The sequence below is a fragment of the Arthrobacter sulfonylureivorans genome (assembly GCF_022637435.1).
GTDB classification, from domain to species: domain Bacteria; phylum Actinomycetota; class Actinomycetes; order Actinomycetales; family Micrococcaceae; genus Crystallibacter; species Crystallibacter sulfonylureivorans.
In genome coordinates this window covers 2,606,505-2,631,909 of the sequence record NZ_CP093326.1, presented here as the reverse complement: position 1 = coordinate 2,631,909, position 25,405 = coordinate 2,606,505, and the positions used below count along the sequence as shown (strand labels likewise).

The 25,405-nt window shown below is 66.7% G+C and carries 22 protein-coding genes and 1 tRNA gene; 17 read left to right on the top strand and 6 right to left on the bottom strand.

Features of this window, described 5'->3' with window-relative positions; genetic code table 11:
- Positions 1–21 precede the first annotated feature (21 nt).
- From prpB to MNQ99_RS12185, 3 genes are read right to left on the bottom strand one after another with little or no spacing between them, the layout of a single operon-like run.
- On the bottom strand, positions 22–927 hold the full coding sequence (prpB, locus tag MNQ99_RS12195) for a methylisocitrate lyase (protein ID WP_241913115.1): 906 nt from the start codon (positions 925–927) through the stop codon (positions 22–24).
- Entirely contained in the window at positions 928–2,448 is a 1,521-nt protein-coding gene (locus MNQ99_RS12190) for an MmgE/PrpD family protein (RefSeq protein WP_241913114.1), read from the bottom strand.
- The gene (locus MNQ99_RS12185; protein ID WP_241913113.1) at positions 2,445–3,119 is read right to left on the bottom strand and encodes a GntR family transcriptional regulator; all 675 of its coding nucleotides are present in this window, start codon (positions 3,117–3,119) and stop codon (positions 2,445–2,447) included. Before MNQ99_RS12185 ends, MNQ99_RS12190 begins: the two co-directional genes overlap by 4 nt.
- 167 nt (positions 3,120–3,286) lie before the next feature.
- Between MNQ99_RS12185 and MNQ99_RS12180 the strand changes: the two genes are divergently transcribed.
- The 10 genes from MNQ99_RS12180 (at position 3,287) to MNQ99_RS12135 (ending at position 13,496) form a co-directional block, all read left to right on the top strand.
- Complete coding sequence (locus MNQ99_RS12180) at positions 3,287–5,218, top strand: AMP-binding protein (RefSeq protein WP_241913112.1); 1,932 nt, start codon at positions 3,287–3,289, stop codon at positions 5,216–5,218.
- A gap of 192 nt (positions 5,219–5,410) precedes the next feature.
- Entirely contained in the window at positions 5,411–6,301 is an 891-nt protein-coding gene (locus tag MNQ99_RS12175) for a ParA family protein (RefSeq protein ID WP_127514504.1), read from the top strand.
- Positions 6,301–7,233, top strand: coding sequence for a segregation and condensation protein A (locus MNQ99_RS12170; RefSeq protein ID WP_422387458.1), 933 nt, complete (start codon positions 6,301–6,303; stop codon positions 7,231–7,233). Before MNQ99_RS12175 ends, MNQ99_RS12170 begins: the two co-directional genes overlap by 1 nt.
- Positions 7,226–7,861, top strand: coding sequence for an SMC-Scp complex subunit ScpB (gene scpB / locus MNQ99_RS12165; RefSeq protein ID WP_127514500.1), 636 nt, complete (start codon positions 7,226–7,228; stop codon positions 7,859–7,861). The genes MNQ99_RS12170 and scpB overlap by 8 nt, the downstream gene beginning before the upstream one ends.
- Before the next feature lie 59 nt (positions 7,862–7,920).
- Positions 7,921–9,198, top strand: a complete 1,278-nt coding sequence (locus tag MNQ99_RS12160; RefSeq protein WP_241913111.1) for a pseudouridine synthase — start codon at positions 7,921–7,923, stop codon at positions 9,196–9,198.
- A 3-nt stretch (positions 9,199–9,201) separates the two neighbouring features.
- Positions 9,202–10,320 carry a prephenate dehydrogenase gene (locus MNQ99_RS12155; protein WP_241913110.1) on the top strand — a complete coding sequence of 373 codons (1,119 nt, stop codon included), beginning with the start codon at positions 9,202–9,204 and terminating at the stop codon, positions 10,318–10,320.
- Positions 10,317–11,021 carry a (d)CMP kinase gene (cmk, locus tag MNQ99_RS12150; RefSeq protein ID WP_127514496.1) on the top strand — a complete coding sequence of 235 codons (705 nt, stop codon included), beginning with the start codon at positions 10,317–10,319 and terminating at the stop codon, positions 11,019–11,021. The genes MNQ99_RS12155 and cmk overlap by 4 nt, the downstream gene beginning before the upstream one ends.
- Positions 11,008–11,748 (top strand): lysophospholipid acyltransferase family protein, encoded by a 741-nt coding sequence (locus MNQ99_RS12145; protein WP_422387457.1) that lies wholly within the window; start codon positions 11,008–11,010, stop codon positions 11,746–11,748. Before cmk ends, MNQ99_RS12145 begins: the two co-directional genes overlap by 14 nt.
- Entirely contained in the window at positions 11,741–13,294 is a 1,554-nt protein-coding gene (gene der / locus MNQ99_RS12140; RefSeq protein WP_127514492.1) for a ribosome biogenesis GTPase Der, read from the top strand. Before MNQ99_RS12145 ends, der begins: the two co-directional genes overlap by 8 nt.
- A gap of 128 nt (positions 13,295–13,422) precedes the next feature.
- Positions 13,423–13,496 (top strand) — tRNA-Pro (locus tag MNQ99_RS12135).
- A gap of 139 nt (positions 13,497–13,635) precedes the next feature.
- Here the strand turns inward: MNQ99_RS12135 and MNQ99_RS12130 are convergent.
- Positions 13,636–14,376, bottom strand: a complete 741-nt coding sequence (locus MNQ99_RS12130; protein WP_127514490.1) for a TetR/AcrR family transcriptional regulator C-terminal domain-containing protein — start codon at positions 14,374–14,376, stop codon at positions 13,636–13,638.
- Positions 14,377–14,624: 248 nt separating this feature from the next.
- Here MNQ99_RS12130 and gcvH point away from each other — a divergent pair, with 248 nt between their 5' ends.
- The 5 genes from gcvH to MNQ99_RS12105 all read left to right on the top strand — a co-directional run bounded on the left by gcvH (position 14,625) and on the right by MNQ99_RS12105 (position 17,659).
- On the top strand, positions 14,625–15,011 hold the full coding sequence (gene gcvH / locus MNQ99_RS12125) for a glycine cleavage system protein GcvH (protein WP_127514488.1): 387 nt from the start codon (positions 14,625–14,627) through the stop codon (positions 15,009–15,011).
- Positions 15,012–15,084: 73 nt separating this feature from the next.
- Positions 15,085–15,564 carry an FHA domain-containing protein gene (locus tag MNQ99_RS12120; protein ID WP_127514486.1) on the top strand — a complete coding sequence of 160 codons (480 nt, stop codon included), beginning with the start codon at positions 15,085–15,087 and terminating at the stop codon, positions 15,562–15,564.
- Between the two features lie 75 nt (positions 15,565–15,639).
- Positions 15,640–16,317 carry a transcriptional regulator FtsR gene (gene ftsR, locus MNQ99_RS12115; protein ID WP_277883630.1) on the top strand — a complete coding sequence of 226 codons (678 nt, stop codon included), beginning with the start codon at positions 15,640–15,642 and terminating at the stop codon, positions 16,315–16,317.
- A gap of 11 nt (positions 16,318–16,328) precedes the next feature.
- Positions 16,329–16,832, top strand: a complete 504-nt coding sequence (locus MNQ99_RS12110) for a bifunctional nuclease family protein (protein ID WP_127514481.1) — start codon at positions 16,329–16,331, stop codon at positions 16,830–16,832.
- A gap of 230 nt (positions 16,833–17,062) precedes the next feature.
- On the top strand, positions 17,063–17,659 hold the full coding sequence (locus tag MNQ99_RS12105) for a MerR family transcriptional regulator (RefSeq protein ID WP_127514479.1): 597 nt from the start codon (positions 17,063–17,065) through the stop codon (positions 17,657–17,659).
- Positions 17,660–17,773: 114 nt separating this feature from the next.
- Here the strand turns inward: MNQ99_RS12105 and MNQ99_RS12100 are convergent, their stop codons facing one another.
- Positions 17,774–18,613, bottom strand: a complete 840-nt coding sequence (locus tag MNQ99_RS12100) for a ParA family protein (protein ID WP_127514478.1) — start codon at positions 18,611–18,613, stop codon at positions 17,774–17,776.
- 317 nt (positions 18,614–18,930) lie between these two features.
- Here MNQ99_RS12100 and MNQ99_RS12095 point away from each other — a divergent pair, with 317 nt between their 5' ends.
- Entirely contained in the window at positions 18,931–22,362 is a 3,432-nt protein-coding gene (locus tag MNQ99_RS12095) for a pyruvate carboxylase (protein WP_241913109.1), read from the top strand.
- Positions 22,363–22,448: 86 nt separating this feature from the next.
- Here MNQ99_RS12095 and MNQ99_RS12090 read toward each other — a convergent pair whose 3' ends face one another.
- Positions 22,449–24,257 (bottom strand): AMP-dependent synthetase/ligase, encoded by a 1,809-nt coding sequence (locus MNQ99_RS12090; RefSeq protein ID WP_241913108.1) that lies wholly within the window; start codon positions 24,255–24,257, stop codon positions 22,449–22,451.
- Positions 24,258–24,431: 174 nt separating this feature from the next.
- Between MNQ99_RS12090 and MNQ99_RS12085 the strand changes: the two genes are divergently transcribed.
- Positions 24,432–25,391 carry an ROK family glucokinase gene (locus tag MNQ99_RS12085; protein WP_241913107.1) on the top strand — a complete coding sequence of 320 codons (960 nt, stop codon included), beginning with the start codon at positions 24,432–24,434 and terminating at the stop codon, positions 25,389–25,391.
- The last annotated feature ends 14 nt before the right edge of the window (positions 25,392–25,405 follow it).

Below are 25,405 nucleotides of genomic sequence, written 5' to 3'. Positions count from 1 at the left end.
GGCGACTCCTATGTCTTGTGGTCAGTGCTGACCGGGCACTTGGAAATTGAATACAGAGGTGTCGAATTGGTTATACGCCTCATAATCCACCAATTCGTACAAACGCGCACGCGTCAGCATGTTCGGGACCTGTGCTTGCTGGGTTCCCTCGGCCTTGATCGCGTCCAGGGTCCGCTCGGCGGCCCCCATCGCGCTGCGCAGCAGGGTCACCGGGTAGATGACCATGTTCACCCCTACCGAGGACAGCTGGTCGGCGGTGAACAAATCGCTCTTGCCGAATTCGGTCATGTTGGCCAGCACCGGCACGTCAACGGCTTCGCGGATGGCGGCGAACTCCTCCAGGGTGCGCATGGCTTCGGGGAAGATCGCGTCCGCACCGGCGTCGACCAGCGCGCGGGCGCGGTCCTGGGCTGCCGCCAGACCGTCCACGGCCCGGATGTCCGTCCGGGCCATGATCAGGAAGTTCGGATCCCGGCGGGCATCGGCGGCGGCCCGGATGCGTTTGCTGGCGGTCTCCAGATCCACCACGTTCTTGCCGTCCAGATGGCCGCAGCGTTTGGGGTTGAACTGGTCTTCGATGTGGCAGCCCGCCAGACCGGCGTGTTCCAGTTCCTGCACGGTGCGGGCCACGTTCATCGGCTCGCCGAAGCCGGTGTCGGCGTCCACCAGGGCGGGCAGATCGGTCATCCGCGCGATTTGTCCGGCCCGGGTGGCGACTTCGGTCAGCGTGGTCAGTCCGATGTCCGGCAGCCCCAGGTCGTTGGCCAGTACCGCGCCGGAGATGTAGACGCCGTCGAACCCCTTCTCCTGGATCAGCCGTGCCGAGAGCGGGTTGAACGCGCCGGGGAACTGCTGCAGCTTCCCGGACGCCAATCCCTCGCGCAGCATCCGGCGTTTCTGCTCGGGTGTTGTGGCGGAGTAGAGCATTTAGAACAACCCCTTCGGGCCCGCGGAGAGGTCGATGACCCCGTCGGCGGCCTGGATGTTCAGCTGGTCCAGCTCGCCGGCGGCCAGTTCGGGCAACCGCTCGACGGCGGCCAGGAACCTGTCGATTTCGGCATCCTCGACGATCCCGGCGGCCAGGGTGCGCAGCTTGTTCACGTACTGCTCGCGGGTGAACGGGCGGGCGCCTAACGGGTGCGCGTCGGCGACGGCGATTTCATCCGTGATGACGGTCCCGTCCGTCAGCGTAATCTCCACGGAGCCGCCGAACGCCTTTTCGGCGATGTCCAGCGAATGGTAGCGGCGGGTCCACTCCGGGTCTTCCTCGGTGCTGACCTTGTGCCAGAGCGCCACGGTGTCCGGCCGGGCGGCCCGCTCCGGGGCGTAGGAGTCGACGTGGTGCCAGGCGCCGTCCTGCAGGGCCACGGTGAAGATGTACGGGATTGAATGGTCCAGTGTTTCCCGGGAGGCCGTCGGGCTGTACTTCTGCGGATCGTTGGCGCCGGAGCCGATCACGAAGTGCGTGTGGTGGCTGGTCTTGATCAGCACGGACTTCACGTTCTGGGCGTCGGTGGCCTCCGGGTGTTCCCGGTGCAGCTTGCGGGCCAGATCGATCCAGGCCTGCGCCTGGTATTCGGCCGAGTGTTCCTTGGTGTAGGTGTCCAGGATGGCGCGCTTCGCTTCTCCCGGCGCCGGCAACGGAACGGTGTAGGAGGCGTCCGGCCCATCCAGCAGCCAGGCGATCACGCCGTCCTCGCCTTCGTAGATCGGCACCGGCGAAGTCTGCCCGCGCATGGCCCGGTCCACTGCCTCCACCGCCATCTTGCCCGCGAAAGCCGGTGCATGGGCCTTCCAGGTGGAAATCTCGCCCTTGCGCGACTGGCGGGTCGCCGTCGTCGTATGCAGCGCCTGTCCCACGGCCTGGAAGATGGTTTCCACATCCAGGCCCAGCAGCGTTCCGATGCCCGCGGCGGCCGACGGCCCCAAGTGGGCCACGTGGTCGATCTTGTGCTGGTGCAGGCAGATGGCCTTAACCAGGTCCACCTGGATCTCGTAGCCGGTGGCAATGCCGCGCAGCAGATCCCGGCCGTTCGAACCGACATGCTGGGCCACCGCGAGGATCGGCGGGATGTTGTCGCCCGGATGCGAGTAGTCAGCGGCCAGGAACGTGTCGTGGTAGTCCAGTTCGCGCACGGCCACGCCGTTGGCCCACGCGGCCCACTCCGGCGATGTTTTCTGCGCGATGCCGAAGATGCCTGCGCCGTTACCGCCACCGGAGACCGGGTGGCTCAGCGCCTGTGCACGCGCGGCGACGATGGGTAAGCGGTTCAGCGAGGCGATGGCCACCGAAGCGTTGTCGATGATCCGGTTGATTACCATCTCGGCGACGTCGGCGGAAACCTCCACCGGATCGGTGGCGACCTGGGCGATCTTGTAGGCGAGTTGGTCCTCGCGCGGCAGGTTCTCTTCGCTGCGGTAGACGCGTACAGGGTGGTCGACGGTCATGAGACTGTCCTTTCGGCTGGCATCGGGGATCGGTGGTTCGGATCGACGGTCTTGAAATGTTCCAGGCTTTGATGCAGGTGGATCCTGGTGGCTGCAGCGGCCACTTGGCTGTCGCCGGCGGCAATAGCGCCGGCGATATTCGCATGCTCGGTGGCGGAGGCCAGCAGCCTGGCGGGGTTGTCCCGGGCAAGCCTGCGGATGCGGACCAAGTGGACGCGCAGGTTCGACATTGCCTGATACAGGTAGGTGTTGGCTGCCGCCGTGTCCACTGCAGCATCCAGGCGGCCCACCAGATCGTAGTAGGACCGGGCATCGGGCAGGGAGTCCCGCATGGCTTCGGCTGCCGCCAGAAACTGATGCTGCAGCAGTCGGAAGTTCTCCGGTTCGCCGCGCTTGGCCGCCAACGCCGCTGCCTGGCACTCCAAGGCGGTGCGCAGCTCGAACAGTTCGATGACGTTCTCCAGCGAGACGTCGGCGACGACGACCCCGCGCCCCGTGTGCGCGGCTGTCAATCCTTCGGCGCTGAGGCGGCTTAGCGCCTCGCGAAGCGGAGTACGGGAGACGCCCAGGCGTGCCGCCTGCTCTACTTCACCGAGAACGGTGCCGGGGGGAAGCCGCCATTCCACAATGTCTTCGCGGAGCGCCCAATAGGCCCGCTCGCTTGCCCGCATCCGGCACCTCCCTTCGGGATCGTGGTGTTGGGAACTGTCTGGGACTACTGAGGAATACGACCAGTGTATACACAAGACCGCAGATATCAACAGAAACGGTGAAACTGGCTCACGTATAGGCCTGAATGTATACAACTCTCGTGTTTGACAGGAAGGCGAAGGGTACTATGGCGGACATCACAGTGAACGGCTCCCGAGGGGTTAGCGTGAACACCTACCAAACAACGTACGAGGCCAGTTGCAATGAGCCGGAGGCGTTCTGGCTCGCAGCCGCATCCGCCATCCAGTGGGACCGCGCACCTGCCCAGGCGCTCGATGTCAGCGCGGCGCCGATTTACCGGTGGTTCCCGGACGGGAGGCTCAACACCTCCGTCAACGCGCTGGACCGGCACGTCGCGGCGGGCCGCGGGGATCACATTGCCCTGATTTACGACTCCGCCATGCTGGGCCTGCAGTGCCGTTATACCTACAAGGAACTGCTCTCCGACGTCGAGCGTTTCGCCGGGGTGCTGCGCGACCGGGGGATCGGGCCGGGCGACCGGGTCATCATCTACATGCCGATGATTCCGGAGGCGATCGTGGCGATGCTGGCTACCGCCAGACTCGGAGCAGTCCACTCCGTAGTGTTCGGCGGATTCGCCGCGCGGGAACTGGCTGCGCGTATTGACGATGCCCGGCCCTCCGTCATCGTGACGGCCAGCGGCGGAATCGAACCGACCCGAAGAATCGAGTACCTGCCCGCGGTGGCAGAGGCGCTTGCATTCGCAATCCATCCCGTGGACAACGTGATTGTGAAGGCCCGGGAAGGCTTCGCACATGCGGCTGGGGACTTCACGGCCGGCGCTACGGTGTGGCACGACTGGGATCGGCTCGCGGCGGCAGCTGAGCCGGCGGGGCCGGTGTCGGTGGCGGCCACCGATCCGCTGTACATTCTCTACACCTCGGGAACCACCGGCGCCCCGAAAGGCGTCGTGCGGGACAACGGCTCACATGCGGTGGCCATGGCGTGGTCCATGCGAAACATCTACGACGTCGGGCCGGGCGACGTGATGTGGACCGCGTCGGATATCGGCTGGGTCGTGGGGCATTCGTACATCGTTTACGCGCCACTGATCGCCGGCGCCACGACGGTGCTTTACGAAGGCAAGCCGGTGGGCACGCCCGACGCCGGTGCATTCTGGCGCGTGGTGGAGGACCATCACGTCAATGTCCTGTTCACCGCGCCCACTGCGCTGCGGGCCATCCGGAAGGCCGACCCGCTCGCCGAGCGGATCGGAGACCATGACCTCTCGTCCCTCCGGACGTTGTTCGCCGCGGGGGAGCGCTTGGATCCGGAGACCTACGAATGGAGCTCTGCGGCACTTCAGGTGCCCGTGATCGACCATTGGTGGCAGACGGAGACCGGATGGGCCATCGCAGCAAACCCGCGCGGGATCGAGCACCTTCCGGTCAAGGCCGGTTCTCCGACCGTCCCTGTGCCGGGCTATCGGCTGCGGATCGTCGACGGCGCCGGACAGCCGGTGCCGGCCGGGGTCGAAGGGAACATCGTGCTGCAACTCCCGTTGCCGCCGGGCACCCTGACAACCCTCTGGGGCAGTGACGAGCGGTACATCAGGTCCTACCTTGACGTGTTCGACGGCTTCTACACAACGGGCGACTCCGGCTACTTGGATGAAGACGGCTATTTGTTCGTGATGGGACGCACCGATGACGTCATCAACGTGGCTGGCCATCGGTTATCGACCGGTGCGATCGAGCAGGCGGTCGCACGCCATCCGGCCGTTTCCGAATGCGCAGTCGTTGGCATCAACGACGCCCTGAAAGGACAGCGCCCCAGCGGCTTCGTGGTGCTTAAGACCGGCAGCGAGGTAGAACCGGCCAAGTTGCAGCAGGAGCTGATTGCGCTGGTGCGCTCGCAGATAGGACCGGTGGCGGACTTCAAGGAGGTGCGAATTGTCGCCGCACTGCCCAAAACGCGGTCGGGGAAGATCCTGCGCAAGACCATGCGGCAGATCGCCGACGGCGACGCGTACGCGGTGCCCTCCACCATCGAGGACCCGGCCGTCCTCGAGGATATTGTGCGCTTGATGCGCCCTTGATGCTGCTGGCCGGCATTCCCAGCGCCAACCATGCCACCGCGGCTCGCCGTCCAAGGGTTCAAAACCTTAGACTTCTACTTGAAGCTAAAGGCTCGCCGATCGTCAGCGGCCTGTCGATCGATATCAAGACCGTCGCTGTAACCTTGTCAGGAAGAAGTACGGCAGCGAAACGATGGAAGCTGGGTTTGATACGTGAGCAGCGAACAAGGTGCGACAACCACTCTGCGGCAAGCGGACGAGGATGTCCTGGGCCCCACCGGCCGGCCGCTGACCGAGTTCCCTGAACCACCCGCCTTGGCGTCGCACGGTCCCGCGCGGATCGTGGCAATGGTCAACCAGAAGGGCGGCGTGGGTAAGACCACGTCCACCATCAACCTTGGAGCTGCCCTGGCCGAGCTTGGCCGCAAGGTGCTGCTGGTCGATTTCGACCCGCAGGGCGCGCTGTCCGCGGGGCTCGGCACGAATCCGCATGAGCTGGACCTGACCGTCTACAACGTGCTGATGGACCGCAAGACGGACATACGCGAGGCGATCCAGCCCACCGAAGTGGAGAACATCGACCTGCTGCCGGCTAACATCGATCTCTCCGCCGCGGAGGTGCAGCTGGTCAATGAAGTTGCCCGCGAGCAGGTCCTGGCGCACGCGCTGCGCAAAGTCGAGGACGACTACGACATCATCCTGATCGACTGCCAGCCCTCCCTGGGTTTGCTGACCGTCAACGCGCTGACCGCGGCTCACGGCGTGATCATTCCGCTGATCTGCGAGTTTTTTGCGCTGCGGGCGGTGGCGCTGCTGGTGGAAACCATCGAGAAGGTCCAGGACCGGTTGAATCCGCGCCTGCAGATCGACGGCGTGCTGGCCACCATGTACGACCCGCGCACGCTGCACAGCCGCGAAGTGATCGGCCGCCTGCTGGAGGCTTTCGGAGACAAGGTCTTCGAAACCGTGATCAAGCGCACGATCAAGTTCGCCGACGCCACCGTCGCCGCCGAGCCGATCACCAGCTATGCCGGCAACCACGCCGGAGCAACCGCCTACCGCCAGTTGGCCAAGGAGCTCATTTCGCGCGGAGGCGCCCCCTGATGACGCTGACGCCGGCAGGCGAGATGCCTGCTGGCCGTCCTCCGGCAATTCAGGAAACGGTGCCGGCCGGCCCGGACGGCGACCGGAAGGCGGCCGGGTTCGCTGTGACTTTGGACAACTTCAGCGGGCCCTTCGATCTGCTGCTGGGACTGATTTCGAAGCACGAAATGGACATCACGGAGGTGGCGCTCTCCCGCGTCACCGACGAATTCATTTCCTATATCCGGGGCCTGCAGGCCGACGGCGACGACAAAGCCTTGGACGAAGCCAGCGAGTTCCTGGTCATCGCAGCCACGCTGCTGGACCTCAAGGCCGCCCGGCTGTTGCCGACTGGCGAGGTCGAAGATGATGAGGACATCGCCCTGCTCGAGGCCCGTGACCTGCTCTTTGCCCGGCTGCTCCAGTACAAGGCCTTCAAGGAGATCGCGGCGCTCTTGGGACAGCGATTGGCCCGGGAAGCTGACCGCTTTCCGCGGCAGGTCTCGCTGGAGCCGCACTTCGCTGCCTTGCTGCCGGAGCTGATCTGGCGCACACCGCTGGCGGAGTTCGCCGCGCTGGCGGCCAAGGCGCTGGAGCCCAAGGAACCCGCCCCCACCCAGGTCGGGCTCTCGCACCTGCACGCGCCGCCGGTCAGTGTGAAGGAGCAGGCCGCCATTCTGGGCGCCCGGCTCCAAGCCGGCGGGCCGCTGTCCTTCCGCTCGCTCACCGCTGACGCGGACGGCACCCTGGTGGTGGTCGCCCGCTTCCTGGCGCTGCTGGAGATGTTCCGCGACGCCGTCATCGCCTTCGACCAGGCGGCACCGCTGGGCGAGCTGACGGTCCGTTGGACCGGCCCCGACGCGGAATGGACCGGCGAGAACCTCAGCGAAGAATATGAAGACACCCCGATGCCGGAAACGGCCGCGGAGGGAAGGGAGGAGACCCATGACTGATCCTGTCAAGGACGCAGCGGGCGCGCCGGAGATTGACGTGGACCAGTTGCCCGGCGGCGCCCGCGCTGCTTTGGAAGCGGTGCTGATGGTCATCGATGAACCGGCGTCGGAGATTGAATTAGCCACCGCGCTTTCCCTGCCGGTGGACACGGTCCGGGCGCTACTGCTGGACCTGCAATGTGATTACGACGGCGGTGCCTCCTCGGGCGGCCTGCCCGCCGCTGCGCCCCGCGGCTTCGAACTGCGCAACATCGCCGGCGGCTGGCGCATCTTCTCGCGCAGCGATTTCGCCCCGCTGGTGTCCGCCTTCGTGCTGGAAGGACAGACCGCCAGGCTGACCCAGGCAGCCCTGGAGACGTTAGCAGTCATCGCCTACCGCCAGCCGGTCTCCCGGGCCCGGGTTTCCGCTATCCGCGGAGTCAACGTTGATTCGGTGGTGCGGACGCTGACTCAACGCGGGCTGATCGAGGATTCCGGCACCGATCCGGAGACCGGAGCCATCCTGTACCGGACCACCTCGTATTTTCTGGAAAGATTGGGTATAGGAAGCATCGGCGAACTGCCGGAGATCGCCCCGCATCTGCCGGGGCTGGAAAACCTGTCCGAGTACGACGACGCTTCGCTCTAGACTGCCGGCAGCCGGCAGCGCCAGACCATTGACGTAGTTCCCACGGGTAAGGATCCACCATGACACAACCGCCTCGTTCCGGTTCCGGACGGAATAATCCCCGCGGCGGAAAGCGTCCCGGCGACGCCCGCCGTTCGGACGACGCCCAGCGTCGATCGGAAGGCGGCTCGGCCCAGGGACGCGGCCGTCCCGGCCAGGGGAGCGGTGCCGGCAAGCCGGGCGGCGGCCGCTCCGGCGCCGGAGCCGGACGGGACCAGAACCGCACCGAGTTCGGTCAGGGCGCCAGTCAGCATGGTGCCCGTAGGGGACCGGCAGAACCTGGCACGGGCAAGCAGGGGAGCCGCAAGCCGTCGACGGCGGGCCCCGGCGCAGGTAAGCCGGGAACCGGCAAACCGTACGGCAGCAAGGCAGCCGGCAAGGCCGGTGCAGGCAAGGCAGGTGCGGGCAAGGCCGGTGCAGTCAAGGCCCGCGGTGCGAAGCCGCAGCGCCCCGCCGGGCCCAAGGCCTTCGGCCGGGAGCGCTTCGGCCAGAATCTGGGCCCGGTCAGCCGACCCGGTCGTGGTTCGCGCGCCGGCACGGGCGCCGGAGCGGTCTCCGATTCGCACGATCCCGAGGGCGTGCGCCTGCAGAAGGTCCTCGCCGGGGCCGGTGTCGCCTCGCGCCGCGTGTGCGAAGAATTGATCCAGGCCGGCCGGGTTGAAGTGGACGGCGTCGTCGTGCGCGAGCTCGGCGTGCGGGTGGATCCCGCCCACGCGGTCATCCACGTGGACGGTATCCGCGTGCAGATGGACGAGACGCTGACCTACCTGGTCTTCAACAAGCCCAAGGGCGTTGTCTCCACGATGGAGGATCCCGAAGGGCGCCCGTGCATCAGCGACTACCTGAAGCCCCAGCAGGGCCAGCGGCTGTTCCATGTGGGCCGGCTGGACCAGGCCACCGAGGGCCTGCTGCTGCTGACCAACGACGGCGAATTGGCCAACCGCCTCACCCATCCGTCCTACCAGGTCCCCAAGACGTACCTGGTTCAGGTCCGCGGGCCCATGGCCCACGGTGTTGGGGCGCAGATGAAGGCCGGAATCGAACTGGAAGACGGCGTCTCCTCGGTTGATTCGTTCAAGCTGGTGGACTCCACGCCGGGGCACGTCCTGGTGGAAGTCGTGCTGCACTCGGGCAAAAACCGGGTGGTACGGCGCTTGTTCGACGCCGTCGGCCACCCGGTGGAACGGCTGGTCCGGATCCAGGTCGGACCGATCCGGCTGGGCGATCAGCGCCAGGGCAGCATCCGCGCGCTGGGCCGCCAAGAAGCCGGACACTTGCTGGCATTGGTGGGGATGTAGCAGGTGAACCCAGCACATGTGCAGGCTACCCATCTGTCCGGACCGGTCCTGGTGATCGGAACCGGGCTGCTTGGAGCCAGCATCGGCCTCGGCCTGCGTGCCCGCGGCATTGACGTCCTGCTGTCGGATCCCTCGCCGTCGGCCCAGGCCGTGGCACAGGACATCGGCGCCGGACGCGTCCTGCCGGCAGACGAACGCGTGGAGCCACAATTGGTGGTCGTCGCGGCTCCGCCGGACGTTACCGCCGCCGTCGTGTCCCAGGCCCTGCGCGATTACCAGGACGCCATCGTGGTGGACATCGCCAGCGTCAAGACGTCGATCTTCGAGGCACTGGCCAAGGACCCGGACCTGACCGAGGCCGACCTTGGCCGCTACGTGGGCACCCACCCGATGGCCGGCCGGGAAAAATCGGGTCCGGTCGCGGCCCGCGGCGAGATCTTCACGTCGATGCCGTGGGTCCTGTGCCCGTCGGAGCTGTCGTTGCCGGGCGCCGTGAAGACCGCACAGGCGCTGGCCATCGATCTGGGCGCCGTGGTGTCGCGGATGTCTGCGGACGAGCATGACACGTCCGTGGCGATGATCTCGCACCTGCCCCAGGTCATGTCCTCGCTGCTGGCCAGCCGGCTGCAGGACACGCCGGCCCATGCCTTGTCGCTCTCGGGCCAAGGCCTGCGCGACGTGACCAGGATCGCCGCCAGCGACCCGGCGCTGTGGGTGCAGATCCTGGGCGCCAATGCGGCCCGGTTGGTGGACCTGCTGTACGGCGTCCGCGAGGATCTGGAACGGCTGATCAACACTCTGGAACAGCCGGAGGCCGACGGCGCCCGGCTGGATATGGCCCAGCTGATCAGCGAGGGCAACGCCGGCCAGGCCCGGATTCCGGGCAAGCACGGTGCGCCACCGCAGGCGTTCGCGTGGCTGACCGTGCTGGTCGACGATACCCCTGGCCAAATCGCCCGCCTGCTCACCGAAATCGGCGAGGTGGGCATCAACCTGGAAGACCTCCGCCTGGCGCACTCGGCCGGTCAGCCGGTGGGGCTGGCGGAGATTGCGGTGCTGCCCAGCAAGCGCCACGAACTGATCGAATATCTCACCTCACATGGATGGAAGGTTGTGCAATGAGCGCGGCGGAAGTGGACATGGCTCGTTACCGGCTGGGCAAGGCCCTGGTGGTCGCCATCGACGGGCCCTCGGGCTCCGGCAAGTCGTCCGTCAGCAAGGAAACCGCGCGCCGGCTGCACGCGTCCTACCTGGACACCGGAGCCATGTACCGCGCCGTGACCTGGTACTGCGTCAACACCGGTGTGGACCTGGCCGATGCGGCTGCGGTCGAGCAAGCCTGCAAGGACGTGGACCTGCAGATCAGCACCAACCCGGACGATGAATTTGTGCGCATCGGTTCGACCGACATCACCGACGAGATCCGCGAGCCGTCCATCTCCGCTTCGGTCAGCGCCGTGGCCACCACGCTGGGTGCACGGGCCGAACTGGTCCGACGCCAGCAGCAGATCATTGCGGATTCAGGCCGCCGGATTGTTGCCGAGGGCCGCGACATCACCACGGTAGTCGCGCCGGACGCCGAGGTGCGGTTGCTGCTGACCGCCAGCGAGGAGGCCAGGCTGCGCCGGCGCGGCCTCCAACTGGGCGGAACCCAGAGCGACGCGGACCTGCACGAGCAGGTGCTGGCCCGGGACGCGAAGGATTCGACGGTGGTGAATTTCTCCGAGGCCGCGGACGGTGTTTTCACGGTGGATTCGTCCGACCTGGACTTCGAACAGACCGTGGAAGCGGTGCTCGCCGTCGTGCGGCATGCCGCGCACTGAGCCCGCCCGGGCCGGGGGATTCACAACCCCCGTCCGTTGGGGTCCGCGCTGGGGCCGGCCGGTGGGCAAGGTACTGGACCATCTGGTCTACCGGACCCGGATCCATGGACGCGAAAATGTTCCGGCCGGCGGCCCGGTCATCTTCGCAGCCAACCACCTGAGCTACCTCGACGGTCCGGTGATGGTGGGTGCGGCGCCGCGCCCCATGCACGTGCTGGTCAAACGGGAAATGTTCACCGGGTTCCTCGGCACGCTCCTGCACTACTCCGGCCAGATTCCGGTGGACCGCAGCGGTGACCGGGCGGCCCTCAGCGACGCCAGGGCCTTGTTGGACGAGGGCCGCTGCGTCGGAATCCTGCCCGAGGGAAGCCGGGGCGCCGGGGACGCCGCCGAGGTCAGTTCCGGGGTGGCCTGGCTGGCCTTGATCAGCGGCGCTCCCGTGGTGCCCGTGGCGGTGCTCGGCACCCGGATCAGCGGAGAGCACCGGGACACCATCCCGCGGCCCGGCAGGGTCTTCCACGTAGCGTTCGGTACACCGCAGACCTATCGGCGGCTGCCCTCGGCGTCCGGGCGTGTTTCAATGGACACTGCAGCCGAAGCGATCCGCCGGCAGTTGTCCGGCCATGTCCGGCACAGCGTGGCGTTCACCGGGCAGCGGCTTCCGGCCGACAACACCCGCGACGACAACCGGCTTGCAGCCTACCCAGAAGGAACAGACGATGAGTGAGACCCAGCCCGGATCCTCCCCGGCGGAACGGCCGGCCGACGAGGAATACCGTCCGGCGGGCGAAGACCAGGTCGTCGAGCGCATGCTTGCGCTTGACGACGACGAAGCCGAGTTGCGGGCAGCATCGCTGCGCGCCGGCTTGGCGGACTATGAGCTTGATGACGAAGACGCCGCGCTGCTGGCCGCCGGAGAAGAACCCATCTCCGAGGAAGAGCCGCTCCGCGTAGCACCGGTGCTGGCCATCGTGGGCCGGCCCAATGTGGGCAAGTCGACGCTGGTGAACAGGATCCTGGGCCGCCGGGAGGCAGTGGTCGAAGACACCCCCGGTGTCACCCGTGATCGCGTCTCCTACTCGGCCCACTGGAACGGACGCCCCTTCACGCTGGTGGACACCGGTGGCTGGGAACACGACGCCAGGGGAATCCACGCCCGCGTGGCCGACCAGGCCGAGATCGCGGTGGACATGGCCGACGCCGTTCTGCTGGTAGTCGACGCCAACGTGGGCGCCACCGCCACCGACGAAGCAGTCGTGAAGATGCTGCGCCGCAAGAAGAAGCCAGTCATCCTGGTGGCCAACAAGGTGGACGACATGGCCCAGGAAGCCGAAGCCACCACGCTGTGGGGCCTTGGCTTCGGCGAGCCTTACCCCGTGTCGGCGCTGCATGGCCGGGGCGCGGCCGACATGCTTGACGCAGTCATGGACGTGCTGCCCGAATTCTCCGCCTACGGGGGACTGGAGCGCACCGGCGGTCCCCGCAGGGTCGCGCTGATCGGCCGCCCGAACGTGGGCAAGTCGTCGCTGCTCAACAAGCTGGCGGGCAGCGAACGGGTGGTGGTCGACTCGCTGGCCGGCACCACGCGTGATCCCGTCGACGAAATGATCGAGCTGGGCGGACGCACCTGGCGGTTCGTGGACACGGCCGGCATCCGCCGCCGCGTGCACATGCAGCAGGGCGCCGATTTCTATGCGTCGCTGCGGACGCAGGCCGCGCTCGAAAAGGCGGAGGTCGCCGTCGTGCTGCTGGCCGTGGATGAGGTGCTCAGCGAGCAGGACGTGCGCATCCTGCAGTTGGCGATCGACTCCGGCCGGGCGCTGGTGCTCGCCTTCAACAAGTGGGACCTGTTGGACGACGACCGCCGCCGGTACCTCGAACGCGAGATCGAGCAGGACCTGGCCCACGTGGAGTGGGCTCCTCGGGTGAATATTTCGGCGAAGACCGGCTGGCACAAGGACAGGCTCGTGCCGGCGCTGGACCGGGCGCTCGAGTCCTGGGACAAGCGCATCCCCACCGGCCGCCTCAACGCGTTCCTGGGCGAACTGGTGGCCGCCCATCCGCACCCGGTGCGCGGCGGCAAGCAACCGCGCATCCTGTTCGGCACGCAGGCGACCTCGCGGCCGCCAAAGTTTGTGCTGTTCACCACCGGCTTCCTGGACCCTGGCTACCGCCGGTTCATCACCCGCCGGCTGCGCGAAACCTTCGGTTTCGAAGGAACCCCGATCGAAGTCAGCATGCGCGTTCGCGAGAAGCGGGCACGCAAGCGCTGACCAAGCTGTGGCCGCCGGACAACGTGCCGGCGGCCGCCGCCCTGGGGCCGCGTCGAGTGGTCATGGCGGGCGCAAAAATGCTGTACAGTATTTGAGGTGGTTCCGCCGGATGCATGAAGGCGGAACTTCGGGTTGTGGCGCAGCTTGGTAGCGCACCTGACTGGGGGTCAGGGGGTCGCAGGTTCAAATCCTGTCAACCCGACAGAAAAGGGCGGCTGGCCAGTAGAAATACTGGTTAGCGGCCCTTTGTGGTTTCCGGCACTAATGAACGTCCCGCCGCCCAGACGGGCAGCGGGACGTTGTCGTGTGGGTGGGCTGAACGCCAAGCTAGAGCCCTTGGCTTAGCGGGCCGGATCATGCTGCTTCCTCACCTGCGCGGACGACCAGCCCTGCCGGTGGAGTCTCTCGAATCCGTCGAGGAGCAGGTCCAGCGCGAATTCGAACTCGAACTGATCGTCACAGCCGTGAGCGACGACCGAGCCGTCGTCGTGTTGCGCCGCGGTGGCGACGGTGACGATGTTCGGGTACAGCTCCTGCATCTGGGCGAACATGGCCGCCTGCGCTTCCGGCGTCAGCGCGGGCGGTGCTTCCGCCGCTGGGGCGGCCGACCCGTCGAAGAGTTCCTGCGTGAATCCCCACATCCGACCCCCCAAGGCGTGCATGACATGGTGGGCCAGATCCGGGGTGAAGCCGCCCGCGAGGAAGATACCGGCGAACGAATCCTGATACTCCAGCACGGCGGGGGTGGGACGTGCACGGGATTCGATCGCCTGCCGGGCCCACGCATGGCGCTGGAGCGCCTGCCGGGCAGAGAGCACCCGCTGCCGGATGGCGTTTCTCCAATCGGCGCCTGGGGCCGGCGGGTCGATCTCCCGGATGAGCACCTCCACCATCCCGTCGAGCAGGTCCTCCTTGTCGGCGACGTGCTTGTACAGCGCCATCGGGACCACATCGAGCTCCTGCGCGAGCCGGCGCATGCTGAGCGCGTCGATCCCCAGCGTGTCTGCCAGAGCGACGGCGGTCTCCAGGACCCGGCTCCGGTTGAGGCGCACGCGCGTTCTGCCGTCGGCGTTCCGACTCATTCCGCCACCTATCATCACGGGGAAATCTACCGTGACAAGTGTACAGCGTACGCCTCACGCGACGCTGCCCGGCGCGCCGTTCGGCCGGTGGGCTCCGGTTCCGCCGCAAAGGTCGAGTGGTCCGGTGAGGCCAACGGGCCTTTCCATTAGCTTGTGCAGGGCCTTGTGTGCCTATACTTTCAGCGATGGCGGGGAGTTCGTTCCTTGCCTGCAGCAACTGGACGTCCATGGTGCGAGAAAGGCAACCGATGAGCAATATTCCCGCAGACCTGAAGTACACCGCTGAGCACGAGTGGGTGGCTGCCGCAGATGCCGAGGGCACTGTGCGCCTGGGCATCACCGACTTTGCCCAGGACGCCCTCGGCGACGTGGTCTATGTGCAGATGCCGGAAGCCGGCTCCTCCATCACCGCTAACGACGTCGTTGGTGAAGTGGAATCGACCAAGAGTGTCAGCGACATCTACGCTCCGGTGAGCGGCGAAGTGGTGGCCGTCAACGACGCGCTGGAGTCCGATCCGGCACTGATTAACTCCGATCCTTACGGGGAGGGCTGGCTGCTGGAGGTCAAGCTCTCGGATCCCGGGGCACTGGAGACCCTGCTCAGTGCCCCGGAGTATGAACAGCAGGTAGGCTAGAGCTACCGGAACCAATCGACGGCCAGCCGGTCTTGGACCGGTTGGCCGCTACATTTTTACGGAGGATCTATTGATGGTGGGCGACGCTCGCAACGCCGCAAACAAAGGGAACGGCGAAGGCCGGCACCCGGAGGCGCATGCGGAAACCACATCCATCTTTTTGCCGCCGCAGACTGTGGTCCACGCAGCCACGCCGATGCTCAGCTCCGAGGAGGAAGCATCGGTGGCAGCATTGCCGGCCGGCTCGGCGCTGCTGATAGCCCACGGCGGCCCCAACGCCGGTGCCCGGTTCCTGCTGGACCAGGACGTGACCACGGCTGGCCGGCACCCCGAGGCGGACATCTTCCTGGACGATGTGACGGTCTCCCGCAAACATGTCGAATTCCGTCGGTCCGGGGACGGCTTCATGGTCGTTGACTCGGGCAGCCTCAACGGCACCTACGTCAACAACGACCGGGTGGACAGCTTGCTATTGCGGACCGGAAACGAAGTGCAGATCGGCAAGTTCCGCCTGACCTTCTATGCAGGCACGGCGGCAAAGGGGCAGGGCTAACCGGTGCCGGCGTCCCAGCCAGCGCGGCGCACCCTCGGGTCGTCCCGGGAGGGCTACCGCAGCAGCGTCCTCAATATCGGCGAGGTGTTGCAGCAGCTGACGGACGAGTTCCCACAGATCAGCGCCTCGAAGATCCGGTTCTTGGAGGAAAAGGGGCTGATCAGCCCCCAGCGCACGCCGGCCGGCTACCGGAAATACACTGGCCAGGACGTTGAACGGCTCCGTTTTGTGCTGGCGTTGCAGCGGGACCAGTACCTGCCGCTCAAGGTGATCAAGGACTATCTGGACGCGATCGACCGCGGCGAGCGGCCTGAGGCGCTGCCCGGCGGAATGACGCTGGCGCCCCGGATGGTCTCCGACCCGCTTGCCGCTGAACTGAATGGTCGCGGCCGGGCACTAACCCGGGGCGAGCTCCTGCAGGTCAGCGGAGCTTCGCAGGAATTGGTGGACGACCTGCTCGCCTACGGCCTGATCCACGAGCAGGACACGCGGTTCGACGAACACGCTCTCAAGGTGGTCCGCGCCTGCATGCAGTTGGGTAGCCACGGAATCGAACCGCGGCACCTCCGGTCCTTCCGGGCCGCGGCGGACCGCGAAGTGGGGTTGGTGGAGCGGGCCGTGGCGCCGTTGGCGTCCCGCCGCGATGTCGCCTCCCGTGCGCGTGCCGCGGAAACCGCCAAGGAAATCAGCGATCTGTGCCTGAATCTGCACACTGCCCTGGTCCATGGGCATCTGTCGCAGATGGAGCGCTGAACGGAGGAGCCATGCTCGAACTAGAGGTTGTCGGAGTCCGCATCGAGCTTCCGTCGAACCAGCCGCTGGTGCTGCTCAAAGAAACCGACGGCGAACGTCATATTCCCATCTGGATAGGTGCTCCGGAAGCCAGCGCCATCGCGTTCGCCCAGCAAGGGATCAAGCCGCCGCGTCCCATGACGCACGATCTGCTGAACGATGTGGTGGAGGCGTTGGGCCGGCGCATCACCGAAGTCCGCCTGGTCACCGTCCAGGATACTGTCTTCTTCGCCGAGTTGGTTTTCGACGGCGGCGCTACGGTCAGCTCCCGTGCCTCGGATGCCATCGCGGTGGCCCTGCGTGTGCCATGCCCCATCTACTGCGCGGACGAGGTGATGGAGGAGGCGGGGGTCAAGATCGCCGAAGCTTCCGACGACGATGAATCCGGCGGCGAAGCGCAGGACAATGCGGAGAGCCAGTTGCGCCAGTTCCGCGAATTCCTTGCGGATGTGGAGCCCGAGGACTTCGAAAAATAGCGCTGGCGGGACTCATATTCCGGGTTCAGGCCGGCGGGGCCAGGGGGCTGCGGATCCGACACGCCGCAGCAAAAGTGCCAGCATCTTTGACCGGCGGCCCCGGCCGTTCTAACGTCGAAGCATACAGTTCCCATTGCACCGCAGGCCAACTCAGGGCAGACTGAGACCAGACCTCTGGGCTGACTGCGATGCTCACTTCCCCACAGGGAACTTCGACAAGGAGGGTTCACGTGAGTCCTAAAGGTGATGCAGGCGAGATGCCGCACGCTCGAACGACCGGTGCTGCCATACCCGCAAGCGCCCAGGGCCTGCTGTTCACCGAAGACTTGCCCGTGCTGGATGAGGACGCCGGTTACCGCGGCCCCACGGCCTGCAAGGCGGCCGGCATCACGTACCGGCAGTTGGACTACTGGGCCCGTACTGGCCTGGTGGAACCCGCCGTCCGCGGTGCGTCGGGCTCCGGCTCCCAGCGCCTCTACAGCTTCCGGGACATCCTGGTCCTGAAGGTGGTGAAGCGACTGCTGGACACCGGTGTCTCGCTGCAGCAGATCCGGACGGCCGTTGAACACCTGCGCGAACGCGGCGTGGAAGATCTGGCCCAGATCACCCTCATGAGCGACGGCGCCAGCGTCTACGAGTGCACCTCCGCGGATGAAGTCATCGACCTTGTCCAGGGCGGACAGGGCGTCTTCGGCATTGCCGTCGGCCGGGTGTGGCGGGAGGTCGAGGGCAGCCTCGCAGAGCTCCCCAGTGAACACGCCGCCGAGCAGCCCGAGTTCCACGACGATGAGCTGAGCCGCCGGCGCGCAGCGCGCAAAATCAGCTGACCTCAGCACAACTTAAACAACAGCGGGAGGGGCTCCGGTTTTCGGAGCCCCTCCCGCTGTTGATGTCGGATCGGGGCGGTTTTCGCCGCGGCACGGCCGAGGGGAGCCGCGTGGTTAGCTGGGCTGGCGGCGCAGCGCACGGCTGCGCATCCGGCCCGAATCAGTGATGTTCTTGAGCAGGTCGTCGAAGAGCGAGGCAGCCTGCCTGGCGGATTCGCCGGGCCACTGATGGACGGAATGTGCCGCACCTTGGATCTGCTGCCAGTTCGCCTGCTCCACGATGGTGGGGGAGAGCAGCAGGTCACCGAACATGGTCTTCATTTCCCCCAGCCGGTAATTGTGCTCGTTGGAGCTGGGCCGGACTCGGTTGGCAACTACACCTGCGGTTTTGAGATCCGGCGCGAATTCCTCCCGGAACAGGTCGATCGCCCGCATGGTGCGTTCGGTGCCGGCAACCGAGAAGAGGCTGGGCTCGGCCACCAGCAACACCCGGTTGCTGGCAGTCCAGGCCATCCGCGTCAGGCCGTTGAGGGACGGCGGGCAGTCTATGAGTACCAGTGAGTACCCGTTCACGCGCGAGAGTACGGTGGACAGCCGGCGCAGGTCCCGGCGGCTCAGGTCCGGGCGGTCGTAGATGCCGGAGTAGGCCGACCCGACGGCGACATCAAGGACCTTTCGGCCCGACGAGGTGGACGGGCCGGATTCTGCTGCCCCCACCCACCCGCTCGGGGCGGCGTTCTGGGCCAGATCGGCTTTGCGTGCGTTCTTGAGCAGCCGGCCGATGTCGGTCTGGTGGGACGGCTTGACGCCAAGCCCTGTGGTGGCATCAGCGTGCGGATCCAAGTCGATGACCAGGGTGGGAATTCCCGCTGCCAGCGCCGCAGAGGCCAGGCCTAGCGTGACCGAGGTCTTGCCGACCCCGCCCTTGAGGCTGCTGATGCTCACTACTTGCACGTAAAAACCAAAACCTAACGTATCGAGTCGTGGGGCTTCTGCGCCGGATAAGTCTTCACGGCACCCTATCCATCATAGGTGGAGCGCCGCAGGAGACTGTGCCATCGGCGCGGTGCCGCGGCATTTCTCTTCCGCGCCCGCCGCGGCACCGTAACATCCGGGCCGAGAACAACAACAAGGAGGTGATCTGTGCAACACTGGCTTGCCAGTCCACCGGGCCGTCCGTGAGACTTGGCTCACTGAGTCGGCTGGCTACGGCGCCGGACGGTCGTGTCTCAAATTCCCAGTCCGGAACCCGGCAATGATGCAGGAGTGAAATGTTCTCAAAGATCCTGGTAGCCAATCGTGGCGAAATCGCCATCAGGGCTTTCCGCGCGGCCTATGAACTGGGCGCGAAGACCGTGGCCGTGTTCCCCCAAGAGGACCGCAATTCGATCCATCGGCAGAAAGCCGACGAAGCGTATCTCATTGGCGAGCCCGGACACCCCGTGCGGGCCTATCTCGACATCAACGAGATCATTCGGGTAGCCAAGGAATCCGGCGCGGACGCCATCTACCCCGGCTACGGCTTCTTGTCCGAGAATCCGGATCTGGCCCGTGCGGCTGCCGGGGCGGGAATAGCCTTCGTCGGTCCGAAGGCCGACGTACTGGAGCTGGCCGGGCACAAGGTCCACGCCTTGCAGGCGGCGCGCAAGGCCGGGATTCCGGTGCTGAAGTCCACCGACCCCAGCGCCGATCCGGAGAAGCTGCTGGCCGAGGCCGAAGACATCGGCTTCCCCATCTTCGTCAAGGCCGTGGCCGGCGGCGGCGGGCGCGGCATGCGCCGGGTCGATAGCCCGAAGGACCTGCCGGAAGCGTTGGCAGCCGCCATGCGCGAAGCCGACACCGCCTTCGGCGACCCAACCGTTTTCCTGGAGCAGGCCGTGCTGCGGCCGCGCCACATCGAGGTGCAGATCCTGGCCGACGGGCAGGGCAACGTCATGCACCTCTTCGAACGCGATTGCTCGCTCCAGCGCCGGCACCAGAAGGTCATCGAAATCGCCCCCGCACCCAACCTGGACGAGAACATCCGCCAGGCGCTTTACCGGGATGCAGTGAAATTCGCCAAGGCGCTCGGCTACACCAACGCCGGCACGGTCGAGTTCCTGGTGGACACCGTGGGCGAACGGGCCGGGCAGCACGTCTTCATTGAGATGAACCCGCGGATCCAGGTGGAGCATACGGTGACCGAGGAGATCACCGACGTCGACCTAGTGCAGTCCCAGCTGCGCATCGCCGCCGGCGAAAGTTTGGCCGATCTGGGTTTGTCCCAAGAGACCGTCTCCGTCAACGGCGCCGCCATGCAGTCCCGGATCACCACCGAGGATCCGGCCAACGGATTCCGGCCCGACGTCGGCAAGATCACCGCCTACCGCTCCGCCGGCGGCGCGGGCGTCCGGTTGGACGGCGGAACCATCTACACCGGTGCCGAGATCAGCCCGCACTTCGACTCGATGCTGGTCAAGCTCACCTGCCGCGGCCGAGACTTCGCGACGGCGGCGGCCCGCGCCAGGCGTGCCTTGGCCGAGTTCCGCATCCGCGGCGTCTCCACCAACATCCCGTTCCTGCAGGCTGTGCTGGAGGACCCGGATTTCCTGGCCGGCAATGTGGCCACATCGTTCATTGACGAACGGCCGGAGTTGCTCAAGGCCCGTGGCTCCGCCGACCGCGGCACCAAGTTGTTGACCTGGCTGGCGGATGTCACCGTCAACAAGCCGAACGGGGAGCTGCCGGTGGCCACCGCGCCGGTGGAGAAGCTGCCCGAACCGGCGCGGCAGGCGCTCGAGGCGACCGGCGCGCTGACCGCGGTTCCGGCGGCGGGCTCGCGGCAGCGGCTGCAGCAGCTGGGGCCGGAGAAGTTTGCCGCCGAGTTGCGGGCCCAAACGGCCGTGGCAGTCACGGATACAACCTTCCGCGACGCCCACCAGTCGCTGCTGGCCACCCGCGTACGCACCAAGGACCTGCTTAATGCAGCACCTGCGGTGTCCGCCCTGACCCCGCAGCTGCTCTCGGTCGAGGCATGGGGCGGAGCGACCTACGACGTGGCGTTGCGATTCCTCGGCGAGGACCCGTGGGAGCGGTTGGCGGCGCTGCGGCAAGCGATGCCGAACATCTGCCTGCAGATGCTGCTGCGCGGCCGGAACACGGTGGGCTACACACCGTACCCGGAGGAGGTCACCACGGCGTTCGTCCGGGAAGCGGCCGCCACCGGCATCGACATTTTCCGGATTTTCGATGCGCTCAACGATGTCTCGCAGATGGAACCGGCCATCCGCGCCGTGCGGGAGACCGGAACGGCCGTGGCGGAAGTGGCGCTCTGCTACACGGGCGACCTGCTGGATCCCGCCGAGGACCTCTACACGCTGGACTATTACCTGGCCTTGGCCGACCGGATTGTCGATGCCGGGGCCCACATCCTGGCGATCAAGGACATGGCCGGACTGCTGCGTCCAGCGGCCGCAGCCAAGCTGGTCTCGGCGCTGCGTGAACGATTCGATCTCCCGGTGCACCTGCATACCCACGACACCGCCGGCGGGCAGCTGGCCACGCTGTTGGCCGCCGTCGATGCTGGCGTGGACGCGGTCGACGCTGCCAGCGCCCCGATGGCCGGCACCACCAGCCAGCCGTCGATGTCGGCGCTGGTCGCTGCCCTGGCCCACACCGAGCGCGATACCGGCCTTGACCTGGCCGCGGTGTGTTCGCTGGAGCCGTACTGGGAAGCGGTCCGCCGCGTCTATGCTCCGTTTGAGTCGGGGCTGCCGGGGCCGACCGGCCGCGTGTATGCCCATGAAATTCCGGGCGGCCAGCTGTCCAACCTGAGGCAGCAGGCCATCGCGCTCGGACTCGGCGAACGGTTCGAGGCGATCGAGGACATGTACTCGGCTGCCGACAAGATCCTGGGCCGGCTGGTTAAGGTGACCCCGTCGTCCAAGGTGGTGGGTGATCTGGCCCTGCAGTTGGTGGGTGCCAACGTCGACCCGGAGGAGTTCGCGGCTGACCCGCGGAAGTTCGACATTCCGGACTCCGTGATTGGCTTCCTTTCCGGCGAGCTGGGTGATCCGCCCGGCGGCTGGCCCGAGCCGTTCCGCACGAAGGCCCTGGCAGGGCGCAACATCAAGCCCCGCAACGAGGTGCTCTCCACTGAGGACTCGGCAGCGTTGGCCGCGGATCCGGCCACCCGGCGGGCCACGCTGAACCGGCTGCTCTTTGCCGGCCCCGCCAAGGAATTCGAGAAGACCCGGGAGACGTACGGGGATGTCTCCGTCCTGGACACGCTGGACTACCTGTACGGACTGCAGCCGGGGTCCGAACACGTGATCGCGCTGGAGAAGGGCGTCCGCCTGATCGCCATGCTCGGCGCCATCTCCGAGCCGGATGAGAAGGGCATGCGCAGCGTGCATTGCACACTCAACGGCCAGCAGCGCAACGTGACGGTGCGCGACCGCAGCGTCGAATCAGAGGTCAAGGTCGCGGAGAAGGCCGACCCCGGACAGCCAGGACACGTGGCGGCCCCGTTCGCCGGCGCGGTCACGGTCATCGTCAAGCCGGGGGACACCATCAAGGCCGGCGACACGGTGGCAACCATCGAGGCGATGAAGATGGAAGCCGGTATCACGGCTCCGGCCGGGGGCACCGTGGCACGGCTGGCGGTCTCCGCCGTCGAACAGGTCCAGGGCGGCGACCTGCTGCTGGTCATCGACCCGGCGTAGCCGTCAGGCCGGTACGCTGACCGGCCGGACAGACAACGGAAGGGCTGCCGCTTCCAAGCGGCAGCCCTTCCGTTGCGCCGGAGCGGTTATTGCCGGACGCTGGTGTAGATCTGCTCCACGTACTCGTCGAAATCGGCCAGTACCTGCGCCCGCTTGATCTTCAGCGACGGCGTCAGGTGTCCGGACGCTTCGGTGAAGTCGGACGGGATGACACGGAAGGACTTGATTCCCTCCGCCTGCGAGACCGACCGGTTGGCCTGGTCGATCAGGGCCTGGATGGCGGTCCTTACGGCGTCGTGGTTGGCCGCCTGCTCCACCGTGGTGCTGGCCGGCAGCCCGTGGCGTTCCAGCCAGCCGGGCAGGGCTTCCTCGTCCAGCGTGATGAGCGCGGAGATGAACGGGCGGTTGTCGCCGATCACCACGCATTGGGACACCAGCGCATCGGCACGGATCTGGTCTTCAAGCTGTGCCGGGACAACGTTCTTGCCGCTGGCCGTCACGATGATCTCCTTCTTCCGGCCCGTGATGCTCAGGAAGCCGTCGGCGTCCAGTTCGCCGATGTCGCCGGTGCGGAACCAGCCGTCCTGGAACGCCTCGGCGGTGAGCTCCGGACGGTTGAAGTAGCCGCGGAGCACACAGACGCCCTTGGCGAGGATCTCGCCGTCGTCGGCAATCTTGACCGCGTTGCCGGGCAGCGGGGCTCCGACCGTGCCGATCTTGACCAGTTGGGGCGTGTTGACGGAGATCGGCGCCGTCGTTTCGGTGAGCCCGTAGCCTTCCAGCACCAGCAGGCCGATGCCGTGGAAGAAATGCCCCAGCCGTTCACCCAGCGGGCCGCCGCCGGAGACGGCATGCTCAACCCGGCCGCCCATCGCTTCGCGGATCTTGTGGTAAACCAGCTTGTCGAAGAGCTTGTGCTTGAGCTTGAGGGTCAGCGGCACCTTCCCCGCCGCGTCGGCCCGTGACCAGGCGACGGCGGTGTCGGCGGCGGCGTGGAAGATCTTGCCCTTGCCGCCATCCTCCGCCTTGAGCATGGAGCTGTTGTAGACCTTCTCGAAGACGCGCGGAACGGCCAGGATGAACGTGGGCCGGTAACTCTGCAGGTCCGGCAGCAGGTTCTTGATGTCCGGGGTATGCGCCACTGTGGCGCCCGCGGCAACGCAGAGCACGGAGATAAAACGTGCGAAGACGTGGGCCAGCGGCAGGAACATGATGGTCTGGGCGCCCTCGTGGGCGACGTCCGGCAGCGCTGCTGCGGCGTTCTTGGACAGCTCCACGAAATTCCCGTGGGTCAGTTCACAGCCCTTGGGTCGGCCGGTGGTGCCGGAGGTATAGATGATCGTGGCCAGGTCGTCGAGGCCCGCCGCGCTGCGGCGTTCCTCCACCTCGGCGTCCGGTACATCGTTGCCGGCGGTGCGCAGGGAATCCAGCGACTCTTCGTCCAACTGCCACACGTGCTTCAGGTTGTCCAGGCCTTCGTCGAGGGCAGCCCGGCGGACCTTGGCTTCATGGGCGGCACTTTCGGCGAACACTGCCACGGCGCCCGAATCACCCAGGATCCAGGCGATCTGGCTGGGGGAGGAGGTCTCATAGATCGGCACCGACACAGCGCCCGCGAACCAGACCGCGAAGTCCACCAGCGACCATTCGTAGCGCGTGCGGGCCATGATGCCCACGCGTTGGCCCGGCTGGACGCCGCTGGAGATGAGCCCCTTGGCCAAACGTGTCACGTCGGCGAGGAAGTCTGTGGCACGGATGTCCTGCCAGGCCCCGGTCGAATCCTTGCGGGAAAACAGGGCAGGGTTCGATGCCTTCTGCGCCTGCTCAACCACCAGGTCGGCGATGTTGGCATCCCGCGGAACGTCAACCAGGACGGGCACGCTGTATTCGCGCAAGTTAGCTCCTCACTACTTCAGCTGTGTCCAGCTCTGCTCAGCCTCCCTGACGGAGGTTGCCTTTAGCCTATAACCTAAATCACAGTGCCTACCGGCAGGTAACCTACGAATCGGTAACGGTCCTTCCCGCTCCAGCTGCCCGGCACGTGGGCTCGGCTTGCCTACGATGGGGAGGTGGAGAACAGCGGACTGGCGGTGGGGATCGATATCGGCGGTACCAAAGTGGCGGCCGGTGCCGTCGATGGTGCCGGGAACGTGGTCGCGGAGCTGGTCCGCCCGACCCCGGGTCACGATCCGCGGGACGTGGAAGAGCTCATCGCGGCGCTGGTGCGCGACTTGGCGTCGGAGCACCGGGTGGTGGCGGTGGGCGTTGGCGCGGCCGGCTGGATGGATCTTGCCGGCGGCACCGTATTGTTCAGCCCGCACCTGGCTTGGCGGAATGAACCGCTGCGGGACAACCTGCAACGGCTGCTGCGCCGGCCCGTCACCGTAGTCAACGACGCCGATGCCGCCGCCTGGGGCGAGTTCCGGTTTGGTGCGGGGGCTTCGGAGCCGCGGCTGGTGTGCATCACCCTGGGCACGGGCATCGGCGGAGCCATGGTGATGGACGGCCGACTGGAGCGGGGCCGCTGGGGTGTTGCGGGGGAGTTCGGGCACCAGGTCATCATGCCCGGGGGACACCGCTGCGCGTGCGGAAACCGCGGCTGCTGGGAGCAGTACGCCTCGGGCAATGCCTTGGGCCGCGAGGCTCGGGAACTGGCGGCAGCGAATTCCCCGGTGGCCCAGCGATGGTTGCAGGCCGCGGGCGGCATCGTGGAGGACATCACCGGCGCAGTGGTGACCGAGCAAGCCAAGCGGGCCGACCCGGCCAGTGTCCGGCTGCTGGAAGAGACCGGCGAATGGCTGGGGCTGGGGCTGGCTAATCTTGCCGCGGCGCTGGATCCGGGCCTGTTCGTGATCGGCGGGGGGCTCTGTGAAGCCGGCGATCTGTTGCTGCAGCCGGCCCGCCATGCGCTGGAGCGGAACCTGACCGGCCGGGGCTTCCGCCCGCTGGCGGACGTCCGGTTGGCGGCCTTGGGACCGAGGGCCGGAATGATCGGTGCCGCAGACCTCGCCCGGGCCGCCGCCGGCTGATCCCGGCGCCGGTC